This window comes from Shewanella sp. MM_2022_3 (assembly GCF_022557375.1).
Lineage (GTDB): Bacteria > Pseudomonadota > Gammaproteobacteria > Enterobacterales > Shewanellaceae > Shewanella > Shewanella xiamenensis.
In genome coordinates this window covers 19,703-34,551 of record NZ_JAKZGV010000019.1, presented here as the reverse complement: position 1 = coordinate 34,551, position 14,849 = coordinate 19,703, and the positions used below count along the sequence as shown (strand labels likewise).

General features: G+C 45.9%; 12 protein-coding genes. 2 read left to right on the top strand and 10 right to left on the bottom strand.

Annotated features, from left to right (window positions below):
- Positions 1 to 169: 169 nt before the first annotated feature.
- Positions 170 to 2,188, bottom strand: a complete 2,019-nt coding sequence (locus MMG82_RS11725) for an NADPH-dependent 2,4-dienoyl-CoA reductase (RefSeq protein WP_069454980.1) — start codon at positions 2,186 to 2,188, stop codon at positions 170 to 172.
- Positions 2,189 to 2,353: 165 nt separating this feature from the next.
- Between MMG82_RS11725 and sppA the strand changes: the two genes are divergently transcribed.
- Both sppA and ansA read left to right on the top strand, forming a co-directional pair.
- Entirely contained in the window at positions 2,354 to 4,198 is a 1,845-nt protein-coding gene (gene sppA / locus MMG82_RS11720) for a signal peptide peptidase SppA (protein ID WP_241406881.1), read from the top strand.
- A gap of 110 nt (positions 4,199 to 4,308) precedes the next feature.
- Positions 4,309 to 5,322 carry an asparaginase gene (gene ansA / locus MMG82_RS11715; protein ID WP_037418865.1) on the top strand — a complete coding sequence of 338 codons (1,014 nt, stop codon included), beginning with the start codon at positions 4,309 to 4,311 and terminating at the stop codon, positions 5,320 to 5,322.
- Between the two features lie 67 nt (positions 5,323 to 5,389).
- On the opposite strand, the gene MMG82_RS11710 is transcribed toward ansA, so the two are convergent.
- The 9 genes from MMG82_RS11710 to MMG82_RS11670 form a co-directional block, all read right to left on the bottom strand.
- Positions 5,390 to 5,671, bottom strand: a complete 282-nt coding sequence (locus MMG82_RS11710) for a DUF1315 family protein (protein ID WP_037418861.1) — start codon at positions 5,669 to 5,671, stop codon at positions 5,390 to 5,392.
- Positions 5,668 to 5,985 (bottom strand): hypothetical protein, encoded by a 318-nt coding sequence (locus MMG82_RS11705; RefSeq protein WP_039977219.1) that lies wholly within the window; start codon positions 5,983 to 5,985, stop codon positions 5,668 to 5,670. Before MMG82_RS11705 ends, MMG82_RS11710 begins: the two co-directional genes overlap by 4 nt.
- A gap of 8 nt (positions 5,986 to 5,993) precedes the next feature.
- Positions 5,994 to 7,121, bottom strand: coding sequence for a M14-type cytosolic carboxypeptidase (locus MMG82_RS11700; RefSeq protein ID WP_037418855.1), 1,128 nt, complete (start codon positions 7,119 to 7,121; stop codon positions 5,994 to 5,996).
- Between the two features lie 180 nt (positions 7,122 to 7,301).
- Positions 7,302 to 7,985: a response regulator transcription factor gene (locus MMG82_RS11695; RefSeq protein ID WP_172589752.1), complete on the bottom strand. Its 684-nt coding sequence runs from the start codon at positions 7,983 to 7,985 to the stop codon at positions 7,302 to 7,304.
- Between the two features lie 197 nt (positions 7,986 to 8,182).
- Entirely contained in the window at positions 8,183 to 10,744 is a 2,562-nt protein-coding gene (locus MMG82_RS11690) for a TonB-dependent receptor (RefSeq protein ID WP_241406880.1), read from the bottom strand.
- A 785-nt stretch (positions 10,745 to 11,529) separates the two neighbouring features.
- A complete protein-coding gene (ruvB, locus tag MMG82_RS11685) occupies positions 11,530 to 12,534 on the bottom strand; it encodes a Holliday junction branch migration DNA helicase RuvB (protein WP_037418848.1) in 1,005 nt (334 codons plus the stop codon).
- 123 nt (positions 12,535 to 12,657) lie between these two features.
- Complete coding sequence (gene ruvA, locus MMG82_RS11680; protein ID WP_037418847.1) at positions 12,658 to 13,275, bottom strand: Holliday junction branch migration protein RuvA; 618 nt, start codon at positions 13,273 to 13,275, stop codon at positions 12,658 to 12,660.
- Positions 13,272 to 13,793 (bottom strand): crossover junction endodeoxyribonuclease RuvC, encoded by a 522-nt coding sequence (ruvC, locus tag MMG82_RS11675; RefSeq protein ID WP_037418845.1) that lies wholly within the window; start codon positions 13,791 to 13,793, stop codon positions 13,272 to 13,274. The genes ruvA and ruvC overlap by 4 nt, the downstream gene beginning before the upstream one ends.
- A gap of 179 nt (positions 13,794 to 13,972) precedes the next feature.
- A complete protein-coding gene (locus MMG82_RS11670; RefSeq protein WP_241406879.1) occupies positions 13,973 to 14,719 on the bottom strand; it encodes a YebC/PmpR family DNA-binding transcriptional regulator in 747 nt (248 codons plus the stop codon).
- Between the last annotated feature and the right edge of the window lie 130 nt (positions 14,720 to 14,849).

Sequence of the window (14,849 nt, the reverse complement as noted above, 5' to 3'; positions counted from 1 at the left end):
GGTCTGGCAACACACCAATGGCCAGAGGCAAGTCACTCGAGTCGTCAGTTATGGGCATTTACCCAACTAAGCAAATGGCCCACTCATATAGATAAGCGCTTATCTTCATATCAATCAACAAAAAGCCTGAGTCAGACTCAGGCTTTTTATTGGTGAAACCGCTTAAAAACTACAGCCGCATAGCAAGCTCGGCGCCTTGACGAATGGCCCGTTTTGCATCCAGCTCAGCGGCAACATCGACACCGCCAATCAAATGCACCGGAATACCCGTTGCTTTCATCTCATCGACTAAGGTGCGGTTTGATTCTTGTCCGGCGCAGAGGATCACATTATCCACGGCTAGCACTTCAGTTTGCTCACCAACCCGAATATGTAGGCCAGCGTCATCAAACTTTTCATAGTTGACGCCGGTTTTCATTTTCACATTGTGCTGTTTTAACACTAAACGGTGGATCCAACCGGTGGTTTTACCTAAACCTTGGCCCATCTTAGAGGTCTTACGTTGCAGCAAATAAACTTGTCTGTGATCGCTATTATCCACTTCAGGCTCGGCTAATCCACCCGCATGCTGATATTGCTTGTCTATACCCCACTGCTTTAACCATTTTTCAGGATTGAGGGTGCTAGACTCAGATTCGCAGAGGTAATGCGCCATATCAAAGCCAATACCGCCAGCACCAATCAGGGCCACTTTGTTGCCAATCGTAGCTTGGCCCGTCAGCACCTGTTGATAATCCACCACTTTGGGGCTATCAAATCCTGGCAAGCTCAACTCGCGCGGGACCACGCCGGAAGCAATGACGATTTCATCAAACGTTTCGGTTTCCAGTACCTTAGCATCCAAGCGGGTATTTAAGCGCAGATCAATTTTATACAGTTTGATTTGATTGAGGAAATAACGGATTGTCTCGTTAAACTCTTCTTTTCCTGGGATTTTACGTGCCAGATTAAACTGACCACCCACCTCTGATTTCGCCTCAAAAAGCACGACTTCATGACCACGCATCGCTGCATACACCGAAAATGCCATGCCTGCGGGACCCGCGCCCATCACTGCAATTCGCTTCTTTTTATTGGTAGGTAAAAAGTTTATTTCGGTCTCATAACAGGCACGAGGATTGACCAAGCAAGTGGCACGTTTCAGAGAGAAGGTATGATCTAAACAGGCCTGATTACAACCAATACAGGTATTAATCAGCTCTGGCGTATTGGCCGCCGCTTTATTCACAAACTCAGGATCGGCCAGAAACGGCCTCGCCATAGATACCATGTCCGCTTGACCAGAGGCGATGATTTGCTCGCCAATCTCAGGCGTATTAATACGGTTTGTGGCAATCAAGGGCACTGAAACCGACTTCTTAAGTTTTTCAGTTACCCAAGCAAAGGCGCCGCGGGGCACGCTAGTCGCAATGGTTGGCACACGGGCCTCATGCCAGCCAATCCCAGTATTGATAATAGACACTCCCGCATGTTCAAGCCATTTGGCCAGTTGCACAACTTCGTCCCAAGTGGAGCCGTTATCGACTAAGTCGAGCATAGATAAACGGAAAATAATGATAAAGTCTTTGCCCACTTTGGCACGAATGGCATTCACAATCTCTAGCGGAAATTGCGCGCGTTTTTCAAAACTGCCGCCCCATTCATCGGTGCGCGTATTGGTCCGGGAACTGATAAATTGGTTGATCAAATACCCCTCAGAGCCCATCACTTCAACGCCATCATACCCTGCTCTTTTCGCTAAGGCGGCAGAACTGGCGTAATCCTTAATGGTGGCGCGTACTTGACGGCTCGACATGGCAGAAGGCGTAAAGGGAGTAATCGGCGATTTGATTTTACTCGGTGCCTGCGAAAAAGGATGATAACCATAGCGGCCAGCATGCAGGATTTGCATACAGATTTTACCTCCGGCTTCATGCACCGCTTGAGTCACAATGCGGTGCTTGCCCACTTGCCAGGGGAAACTCAACTGACAAGCATGGGGAGTCAATCGACCACGTAGGTTTGGTGAAATTCCGCCAGTGACGATCAATCCTACACCGCCCAACGCGCGCTCTTTATAAAACGCTGCCAGTTTCTCAAATCCGCCCTTTTCTTCTTCTAACCCCGTGTGCATGGAGCCCATCAACACACGGTTTTTGAGCTGGGTAAATCCCAGATCTAAGGGTTCTAATAAATGGGGAAACGACATTCAAACATCCTTTTTAAACAAGTGATTTAAATGAGCATACCTTGAGTCAAATGTAAGCTCAACTGTTGCTAACGGGTTAAAAGTTAAAAACCTTTACAATTGTGTTTAGCCAGTGAAGAGATTTTCAGTTAGCATTGGCACATTCGATATGCAAAGGAGTGGCTAATGTCCGCTAACCCATCGTTTTTCAAGAGAATATGCTTATTCATTTGGAACGCCCTTAACGGGATCCGTAAATTCATACTTAACCTGATCTTTTTTGGCCTCCTCGCCATGATTCTGATTGTCATTGGCAGTAGTGAAGATATTCAGGTCGAAGATAATTCGGCACTGGTACTTAATCTTGCGGGATCGATTGTTGATCAAAAACAACAGGTCGACCCGCTTGAAGCCGCACTCAAGCAAGGTAATAACGGCAGCAGCGATGGCGAAATCCTACTGGCGGATATTATCTATGTGATTGATAATGCGGCGCACGATAACAGGATCAGCACTATAGTCTTAGACTTGGCAGAGCTAAAACGTGCGGGGATCAGCAAATTACAATCCATTGGCGACGCCTTAAATCGTTTTAAAGAAAGCGGCAAAAAGGTCGTAGCGATTGGTAACTATTACGAACAAAACCAATATTTTCTTGCCAGTTTTGCCGATACCATCTATCTCAACCCTCAAGGTAGCGTCTCACTTGAGGGATTAAGTATGTATAACCAATACTTCAAATCCGCCCTCGAAAAACTCAAGATAAAAGCACATATTTTCCGTGTTGGGACGTTTAAATCCGCAGTAGAACCTTATATGCGTGACGATATGTCAGATGCGGCCAGAGAGGCTAGCAGCGTCCTACTTGCTGATGTTTGGCAAAGTTACACTCAAACGGTGGCGACAAATCGCCAAATTGATAGCAAAGCCTTGGTTTTGGACTCGGCAAATTACCTCGCGCAACTCGATAAGGCTGAGGGCGATTCTGCGACTATGGCCCTCAATATGAAATGGGTCGATACCCTAGCGACCGATGAAGATTTCCGCAAAGTTATGCTTGAGACCGTGGGTAAAGAAAAGTCGGGTGACAGCTTTAAGCAAGTCAGCTTTTACGACTATTTAACCCTAGTGACACCTTTACCAAGCTTTGTTGAGCAAGACAGTGTTGGTATTATCGTTGCCAGCGGCACCATTTTAAATGGCAGCCAACCCGCCGGGCAGATTGGTGGCGATAGCACGGCTGAACTCATTCGTAAGGCGCGATTTGATAAACATATTAAAGCGCTGGTGTTACGAGTTGACAGCCCTGGCGGTAGCGCCTTTGCCTCGGAGCAAATCCGCCAAGAATTACTCGCCCTCAAAGCGGCGGGTAAACCTGTGGTGGTCAGTATGGGTAGCCTTGCGGCATCCGGCGGTTATTGGATTTCGGCCAGCGCCGATTATATCTTCGCGACACCAACAACACTGACGGGCTCTATCGGCATCTTCGGGATGATCACCACCTTCGAAGATTCACTCGCCAGTTTAGGCATCCATACCGACGGCGTATCAACCTCTGAATGGGCGGGTTTATCAGTCACGCGCACCCTCTCGCCACAAATAGAGTCGGTTATCCAGCGCCATATCGAACGTGGCTATTTAGACTTTATCTCACTGGTCGCTAAGGAACGTAACATGACCTTAGAACAAGTGGATAGCATCGCCCAAGGCCGTGTGTGGAGTGGTAAAAAAGCCCTAGAGTTAGGTTTAGTGGACGAGCTTGGCGATATCGACCAAGCAGTCGCCAAAGCCGCTAAACTGGCGGATTTAAGCCTGTTCGATACCCGTGTGATTGAGCAAGAGCTCACACCTGAGCAGCGTTTTGTGCAGCAAATGTTTGCCTCTGTGTCGGCTTATTTACCCGCTTCACTCAGCCATTCAACGCTGCTTGAGCAAATGCTGAGCCAATGGACCGGTAGCTTAAAGACTATAGCGGCCTTTAACGACCCTAACCATGTGTATGTATATTGTGACAGCTGTGCGATCAACTAGCGCAGACTCAAGATGAAAGACACAAAAGCCCGATACCTCGGGCTTTTTTATTGGGTTTATGTCAGCAAAATCGTATAATTAGCCCACGTGAAGCTAAGATAACGACAAGAATGACTAAACGCTCCATTTATGTCGCCTACACGGGCGGCACCATAGGCATGCAAAAAACCGATAATGGCTTTGCACCAGTAGCAGGATTTTTGACCCAATGCGTCCAATCCATGCCCGAGTTTTACCATGCTGAAATGCCTGAGTTTGTGATCCACGAGTACTGCCCGCTCATCGACTCATCAAACATGGCACCGACCGACTGGCAAATGATTGCCGATGATATCAAAGCCAATTATGACAAGTACGATGGCTTTGTGATCCTCCACGGCACTGATACCATGGCCTATACTGCATCGGCCTTATCCTTTATGCTTCAAGGCCTGTCAAAGCCTGTTATTGTCACCGGCTCACAAATCCCCTTGGCGCAGTTGCGTTCCGACGGCCAAACCAACCTACTCAACTCTTTGTATATCGCTGCTAATTATCCAGTGGCTGAGGTTTGCTTATTCTTTAATAACAAACTATTTCGTGGCAATCGTTCCACCAAAGCCCATGCCGACGGCTTCGATGCCTTTGCCTCACCAAACTTCCCCTTACTGCTTGAAGCGGGGATCAAAATTAATCTGCGCGCAGGTAAAATTGCCACGCCAAGCGATAAACCGTTAGAAGTCGCTAATATAAGCCCTCAGCCTGTCGGTGTGGTCACCCTCTACCCAGGTATCTCCACGCAGATTTTTGAGAATATTCTACAGCAACCCGTTAAGGCGCTCATTTTACTGACCTTTGGTGTAGGGAATGCACCGCAAGATACGGCATTACTCGATACCCTAAAGCAAGCGGATGAGCGGGGAATTGTGTTAGTGAACCTGACTCAGTGTTTCCAAGGCAAGGTGAATATGGGCGGTTATGCAACGGGAAATGCCCTCGCTAAAGCAGGCGTGATCAGTGGCGCAGATATGACCATTGAGGCTGCATTGGCTAAGTTGCATTATCTGCTGTCGAAAAACTTAAAGCCGAGCGAAATTAAGGCTGCTATGTTACAAAACTTAGTTGGTGAGCTCAGCCCCGATTAAGGATCGCAACTTTGCGTATTAAAAAGCCCACATTAGTGGGCTTTTTACTACGTTGCGTCAACTGAGATTACAGGTCGTCAGCTTTAAACTCGGCTATCGACTCGCCACGGAATTGTTTCTTCAACTCCGCCTTTGACAGCTCATTTAATTTTCCGCCGGCACCTATGGTGAAATGCTCCGTTTGATCTAAGCGGCGCGCCTGATAGAGCATCACCACTTGAAGAGTCGATTCACGCTGGGCTTCGGTCAATACTGTGCCATCTTCCCATTTGCCTAATTCAGCAGCGCTACGCAGCCTTTCATAGACTTCTTCAGGCATTTGGTCGATTACTTGATTAATGTCGGTCATACACTCTTTCGCTTATGTAATACGATTCTAACGCGGGTAATTAAATAGCCCACAAAACCAAAGACAAAACAGATGGCGCCAATGGTCGCGCGTAAGCCTTCAGCGGGCTCACCGCCCCAAAACCAAATCACCACCCCCGCAATAAACAGCGTCATGGCGACAAAGCTTTGGTTCATTAAGCTGCTGGACTTTTGGATATGACTGATCCGAGCGAGCGAGCTATTGTCACCATTGGTTTTTGCCTCACAATGCGGGCAAGCTGGCGCTTTGCTCGACATCCGTTTACGGCAGATTGGACATTCGATTAATGCCATAGTCGCACCTATCTTAACTTATCAACCACGGCGAGCATGGCAATCAATGACGCTTCGCCTAAATAAATACTGCGCTCAGGTGACCAACCCACAAAGGGATCCTGCAGGTTGTTGTTGTCTTTAAAAGGCATTTCTAAGGTATTCGACAAGCAATCGAAGGTTTGCGCCACCCAATTAGACGCCACGGTCAAGTTGGCTTGACCAGGCTCGTCTTTAGCGTACCCAAACTCGGTTTGGAAATCGGCACTGGCTAAGGTTAATGCCTGACTAAAGTCCGCTTGCAGCTGCGCCAATCGCTCATTGTAAGCTGGTACACCCTCACAACCCGCGAGGAAAACATAGGGAAGACCTTCATCACCATGAACATCGTAAAATAAATCTACGCCCGTTTGCTGCATCTTATGCACTACATGGTAGACCTCAGGGCTTCTTTCTAAGCTCGGGGTTTGCCATTCACGGTTAAGGTTAACCCCAATCGCATTGGTACGCAGATGGCCTCTTACGCTGCCATCGGGGTTCATATTAGGCACAATGTAAAAATTTGCTTTATCGAGCAGTGCTTTTGCGGTTGGACAATCATTATCCAGCAGACGATTCACTAAGCCTTCGACTAACCATTCCGCCATGGTCTCACCGGGATGTTGCCTTGCGGTGATCCAAATATTGCGTTTATCAGGATTGCCATCGCCCACTTTCATCAGGGTAATATCACGGCCATCTAAGGTTAAGCCTAAATGTTCAAGATTTACATCGGGATGTAATTGCGCGTTGCTGAGTAAATCTAAGTGACGCTCATAGCTGTACGGCGCAAAGTAAGCGATTTGAATCGCATCACAATCAAGTTCAAGCTGGATACTGAGTTTGCCATCAATATATTGAGTTGGTACACGGAACCAATGCTGACGATCGTAACTGGCGACTGCGTGGTAATCCTGCCAGCCCTTAGGATAGGAAGCGGTGCCCGCATTGATAATATTTAAGGTGTACTGGTTTCCCACATCACCTTCGAATCGGAAGTTGAACCATTGATAAAACTCACCGCCCGCATCGGGACGGATTGCCAGTTGAATATCGTCTTTATTATCAAGATTAATGACTTGGATATTTCCGCCATCAAAATTGGCACTGATCCGCATACTGATTCCTACTTAGTTATTCATGTGAGGGCAATGATGCAAAATACGCATCTACTATAATGCCCGTTAGAATAAACCAAATCCGTATCTGGGGAAAATGAAAGCGAGTAAAATTGCCTAAGAAGCCATCAGTCACGCTTTAATTAATCAGTGCCTAGGGCAATTCATTTACATCATCATTTAAGCGCTAAAGCTATATCCTTGACCGCGCACAGTATTGATTAAGGTACGCGGTAAGCGAGTATTAGCGAGTTTTCGCCGAGTATTACTGATATGCATATCTAAATTACGATCAAACCGCCCTAAGTCCTTCTGCAAAACTGACTTTTGCAGCTCTTGCTTAGTGATCACTTGCCCTTTTCGTTCAAACAGGTACTTAAATAACCTAAACTCAGTTTGGGTTAACTCCACGGCATGCTTGTCGATGGTTATCCTGTAGGCGGTTTCGTCAAACTTAATCGAATGAATGGCTGCGGTTTGATCTATCGCCATTAGTGGGTTATGCCGCTGCACTAACCGTCGCTCAATCGCCTGCAAACGTACCAATAACTCTTTAATACTAAAGGGTTTAGCTAAGAAGTCATCCGCACCGAGTTCATAGCTTCTGATCCTGTCTTCTTCATTATCGCGGGCTGACAACATCATTATCGGCGTCAAACAATCCCTTGCCTGTAAAAGCTCAAAACCATCCATTTGCGGCATCACCAGATCGAGCATAACAATCTCGGGCGCAAAGGAGCGAATGCGTGAAAGCCCATCAACACCGTTAACGGCACATTCAACCTCATGTCCTTGTGCTCGGAGCACATCAGTTAACCACACTCGGAATAATGGATCATCATCGACTAACAGTATTCTACTCATTTCAAAAAACACCAAACGATAATCAATATCATTTATGTTACCATGCCCAGATGTTTGGCTCTAGTATAAGAAGAAGATTAAAAATCAGTATTTACTTAATTGTGATCAAGTTGGCAGCGATAGATAACGCTTGTAACCTTTTGCACCAAAACAAAAAAGCGCCCGAAGGCGCTTTTTTGAGTGGGTTCAAATTAAAATTAGAACTTAACAGTCACACCGCCGTAAATGGTACGGCCGATAGTGTCGTAAACTTCTGGAACAGTACCAGCATCACTACCGTTAGTAACGTATAGAGGCTTCTCATCAGTCAAGTTCTTCACACCTAAACTAACAGTGGTGTTATCAGTTACATGATAGGTACCAGAAATGTTGTGATACAGAATTGAATCAACACCTCTTGCAGCAACGAATGGATTGTCGTTTGCATCATAATCAGTGTAAACATCTGTCATCGATCTGATATAGCGGTTGAAGTACATTACGCTCCAATCATCTTGACCTGCAGAGATGCTGAAGTTGTTACGTACGCGAGCATAAGCTCCCATATTACCGTCGATTGTACCAGTATAGTTTTCACCATCCTGCTCGAACTTAATCAAGTAAGTCGTATCGTTACTTACTTTCCAATCTAATCCAAATAACTCGAAGTTATAGGCTAAGTTGAAGTCGATACCGCTAGTATCTTGTGAACCTACGTTAGTCAGTGCACTTGTTAAGTTGAACAAGTCACCATCCGCAGTAATATTGAATGTGCTGCACGCTTCTGCATCACCAGCATGACAGGCATCTAAGCCAACTTGCACGTCTGCACGAGCAATTGCATCAGTTACTTTGAAACGCCAGTAGTCAAGAGTAATTGACATACCATCAATATAGTTTGGTGAGTATACTAAACCAGCAGTGTAAGACTCTGATTCTTCAGGTTTCAAATCTGGATCTGATGTACGATTCACTAAAATTTGACCAGTTTGCTCACTCAGAGGTAACCAAGGATTAGTTAGATAATCAAACGAACCTGAGTTGCCGCCATATAGCTCAGCTACGCTTGGTGCACGGAAACCAGTCGCAGCTACAGTACGAACCATCAGCTCATCTGTCGCTGTGTAGGTTAAACCAATTTTCCAAGTAGTCGCTTTACCGAAGGTAGAGTAATCATCTAGACGAAGTGCAAATTCACCCGTTAGTTTTTCAGTAAATGGCACGCTTACTTCTTGGAAGATAGAAATAACATTGTAGTTGCCACTTGTAGGATCTTGCTGGGCAGCTGTACTGTCACCTGCAACCACAATTGCATCAGGATTGTAGAAACCACTTTCACGACGGTATTCAGCACCGATAGCGAAACCTACCGCACCTGCACTCAGGTCGAATAACTCACCGTTCAGACCAGCAGACAGTGTTTGTTGCTCATTACCACCCGTCTCTTGCTGGTCATAAGAAACATCCTTCATAGCATCAGTCAGAGGGGTACCTTCAAACCAAGCATATGGGTCAGCATAGATTGAATTAGCCATCAATGTTGCATTAATAGAATTTGCAACACCAGTTTTAGCTTCGTTTTTACCAAATGTGTAATCCACATTCCAGTTCATACCAGTATGTACGTCTAACGAACCCGCTAAACCTGCTGATAAACGCCAAGTATCAGTATCTTGACTGTAAACACGAGGACCGACATCGTTCATACGTCTGTTATATTGAACTTGTCCACGAGCATCCGCTTTAATCCCTGCATCAATCATACCTTGGTCAAGGGTAAGACAACCTGCAGTTGGATCTTGGACTCTTGGGTCACCACACACGTTTAACTTGATTTGGGCAGGTTGTGCCGCAAGTTGTTGGTTAGAACGGCGATTGGTATAGATAGCGTCGGCAGTCAGTACCACATCATTGCCTAACTCCTGCGTCATATTTGCAAATAAACTCCGACGTTCACTCGGTGTTTGGAAATAGACGTCATTTGAGTAGTCATAGGTCTCAGTTCTCTTAACCCAATTACCATTGGCATCGATAACTTTTTGATTTAATGCACCAGTTGGAATAATTGAACTAGTGTTATCCAGTGGATCATACCAATCACGATCACCCTGAATTACACCACGACGATCAGAGTAAGCTGCACCAAATGTATAGTTACCACCATCGGTGTTGAAGCCATACAGTGCGCTCACATCACCGTTTTCGCCGTCACCCTTGTCGGTGCCGCTACCGTTGAAGTCTAATTGGAAACCTTCAAAATCTTTTTTGGTGATGATGTTCACTACACCAGCAATCGCATCAGAACCGTATACCGCTGAAGCACCGTCTTTCAGGATTTCAACGCGAGCGATCATCGCAACAGGGATAGAGTTTAAATCCACAGAACTGTCAGCACCTGAACCTGAGTTCACCATGCGACGACCGTTTAATAGTACGAGAGTACGTTGCGAGCCCATACCACGTAAGTCAACTTGGGCAACACCGTCAGCACCGTTGTTAGTGGTTGAACCTACCGCAGCACCTGCCATTGAGGTTTGTACTTGTAGCATTTGGTCTACAGAGGTAAAGCCTTCGGCTTTGATTGCAGCAGCATCAATAACGGTAACAGGAGAAGCTGTTTCCATATCTTGACGTTGAATACGTGAACCCGTGACTTCAATACGCTCGACTTTTGCAGTCTCTTCAGCTGCAAATGCGCTTGATACCACGAAGGTACCAGCAGCAATTGAGCTAACGACAGCTAAATTGATAGCCGACGCAACTTTGGTTCTTTTTATCATGAATGAATGCTCCCTAGATCTTACTATTATTTTTATGCTTACAGTATGTACAACTATTGCTGTACGACTGTTGCGCTTGATACTGAGGATTCACTTTCATTCAGTCAACGTTCATTTTTTTAACTTTAAAAATCAAAATGTTTAATTTATTTAGTTACTTTGTTTTTTATTTGTTTCAAAAAGATCGTGTGCACTTTCTTTTAGATTTATTCAGCATAAAACACCAATAAAACTGATTTCAGATAGACACAACAACTGTTAACAATGCAACATTTAAAAAACATCTAAACACTTCAAAAGTGTGATACATGTCACACTTCATCAAAGGTAAACAGTCTTGCGCACAGAATAATGTATCGATTAATTATGAGAAAATATGCATATTAGCAATCTTTGCAATACTAAGAATTGAGAAAACATAAGTAGTTTTGGTGAGTTAATGGATACAAAATGAATAAGGTGTGGTTTTTATGCAAACCCAGGGAATTTTAAACACAAATGCAACAATTAATTGTCAATTTATAAATTGAGAACTAATTTGCTATTGGGACAATCGTTAAGGGACAAAAATGCATTAAGATAACGAAAATACGAAGAAGATAGATGATATACAATCAAACAACACTCAATAACGCATCACTTAAATTACTTGCAGAGATTACGTAAAAAGCTAATAAAAACAATAAGGATTAAATTAAATCCAGGTTTCATCTATTTCTATTCAAAAAATATAAAAGCGACCTAAGTCGCTTTTATATTAAGCAATAGATAACACTATTTAGCGATCACTCTGGTTTTATCATTCCAAAGTGTAAATACGCTCTGGCCGTTGCGATCCTGCCACGGGGAGTGCGTTGGATAAAACCTTGTTGAATAAGGAAAGGTTCGAGCACATCTTCAATGGTTTCGCGCTCCTCACCAATTGCTGCCGCAAGGTTATCAAGGCCCACTGGGCCGCCCATAAACTTATCGATAATCGCGAGCAACAATTTGCGGTCCATATAATCGAAGCCTTCGCCATCGACATCGAGTAAATTGAGTGCAAGCTCAGCAACGTGTTGAGTCACAGCCCCATCGTGTTGCACTTCCGCATAATCACGCACCCGCCGGAGTAATCGATTGGCAATCCTTGGTGTACCGCGCGAACGTTTGGCAATTTCGGTCGCGCCCTCACTATCAATGGCTAAGCCCATCACTTGGGCAGAACGGGTCACAATGGTGCTTAAATCTTTGACATTATAAAACTCAAGTCGCAATGGAATGCCAAAACGCGCCCTTAGCGGAGAGGTTAAGGCCCCCGCCCGCGTGGTCGCGCCGACTAAAGTAAAAGGTGGTAAATCGAGCTTAATGGAACGCGCTGCCGGTCCTTCACCTATCATGATATCCAGTTGATAGTCTTCCATCGCCGGATACAGGATCTCCTCAACCACTGGACTTAATCGATGGATTTCATCGATGAAAAGTACATCACCCGCTTCGAGGTTAGTCAGCAGCGCCGCTAAATCCCCTGCTTTTTCCAACACGGGACCCGAGGTCGATTTGATATTGACGCCCATTTCATTGGCGACAATCATCGCCAAGGTGGTTTTACCTAAACCTGGTGGGCCGTAGATCAACATATGATCTAAGGCTTCTTCGCGATTCTTCGCCGCTTGAATAAACACTTTTAATTGGGCACGCGTATCATCCTGCCCAGTATATTCATCGAGCAATTTAGGGCGCATGGCCCTGTCGATAACATCATCTTGACCTTGCAGCTGTGGCTGTATCAGTCTATCTGCTTCAATCATTTACCTATTCCTGTTACCGCATTGCATTCTTGACATGCGGCACTTGCTATTTTGCTGCAGTTGCAGCCTGCTTGGCTGCAAAAATCACGCACCGCAATAAACTGCCTCAATCAAAACCATGCATTAGAGCATCGATTTTAACGCGGCTTTAATCAAGGTCTCACTGTCCATGCCTTCTTTAAAGGCTGCTGAAACCGCTTTGCTCGCCTGCGGCGGTTTATAGCCGAGGGAGATCAACGCTGAAATAGCATCCTCTTCAGCACTGTTGACCATAGGTGCAGGTGAGTAATTAGACTGCAGCACAAACTCACGCTCGGAGCCTACGGATGCCTCCATCAAACTCTTCAATTTATCGCGCATCTCAACCAATAAACGTTCGGCAGTCTTTTTACCAACACCGGGTAATTTCACCAGCGTCACTATATCATCGCGCTCAACACAGCCCACAAATTCACTGGCCGTCATGCCAGAAAGAATGGTTAATGCGAGTTTTGGGCCAACACCGTTAGCCTTAATCAATAAGCGAAACAGTGAACGCTCTTGTTTGGTGATAAAACCATACAGCAGCTGGGCATCTTCACGCACCACAAAATGGGTATAAACCGTGGTCGGTTGATTGAGCTCTGGGAGCTCATAAAAGCTGGTCAGCGGCATTTGTAATTCGTAACCGACCCCATTCACATCAATCAACACCTCTGGCGCTTGTTTTTCAATTAATACGCCACGTAAACGACCTATCATCTGTACCGTCCATATGTTCTTGTTGTCGCTCGGCCGCTTAAGGCAACCAAACTTTGATTGGTGTGATAATGACATACTGCAACGCCAAGCGCATCCGCGGCGTCTGCCTGTGGTGCGGCTGGAAGCTTTAGCAATTGCTGGATCATATGTTGAACCTGCTCTTTCTTGGCACGTCCCGTCCCTACCACCGCATTTTTTATCTGTGTTGCGCTGTATTCTGCAACAGGTAAATTCGCCACGGTTGCTGCGACAATTGCTGCGCCACGGGCTTGACCCAATTTCAAGGCTGAGTCAGCATTTTTAGCCAAAAATACCCGTTCAATCGCAAACTCATCGGGTTGATATTGGCGAATAATTTCACTGATCCCATCAAAGATCTGCTTTAATCTTAACGGCAGATCATCACCCGAGGTACGAATGCAGCCACTGCCTAAATAAAGTTGCTGCCGCCCTTGGCATTGGATAACGCCGTAACCTGTGATCCGCGATCCTGGGTCTACACCTAAAATAATTGCCATTGTTTCCTTATGCGTGCGCCTTACGTAAATCGGTCGATTTGCGTCTTAACAGCGCCTCAACCAAATCATGACTGATTAAAGAACCACTCAAAACCTGCTCGCGTTCATTCAACCAAAGGAGACACGTTGTCTTTTACTCAGCATCTAGCTTGCAAACACTTGTACCTCCCCAAGTTGGCTTAACCCAAACTTTCCATAATCTCATCAGAAATTTCCGCATTATGATACACCTCTTGCACATCATCGTGCTCTTCAAGGGTATCGATAAGGCGCATAAACTTCTCGGCAGTCTCGGCATCTAACTCGGCTTTGGTCGAGGCTATCATCGCGATTTCGGCGTTATCACTGACAAATCCCGCCGCATCGAGGGCATCTTTCACCCCGTAAAACGCGGTTGGTTCAGTAAATACATCAATCGCGCCATCATCGTAACTCACCACATCTTCAGCGCCCGCTTCGAGCGCCGCGTCCATTAGGGCATCTTCATCGGTGCCCGGCGCATAGGACAACACGCCGCGCTTAGTGAACAAATAGGCAACCGAACCATCGGTTCCTAAGTTACCGCCCGATTTGCTAAAGGCATTACGTACGCCGCTGACGGTACGGTTACGATTATCTGTCATGGTTTCCACCATCACCGCTGTGCCGCCTGGGCCGTAACCTTCGTAAATAATGGTTTCGAGCTGCTGACCTTCAAGCTCGCCAACACCGCGCTTAATCGCGCGCTCAATGGTATCGCGGGTCATATTGCCACCCAGCGCCTTATCGATGGCGATACGTAAACGGGGGTTTGAATCGGGATCTGAGCCGCCTTCGCGGGCCGAAACCGTTAGTTCACGGATAAATTTGGTAAAGAGTTTACCGCGCTTGGCATCTTGCGCTGCTTTGCGGTGTTTAATGTTGGCCCACTTACTATGACCTGCCATGGGAGTTCTCCTCTACATGTAGCCATTGCACATCTTATCAATAGCCTAAGGTAACCTTGACGGTGCCTCGAATAAGGCGCCTTTACTCAATGTTCCTTTACACAGTGAATGACGGCAAATTAAGTGACGT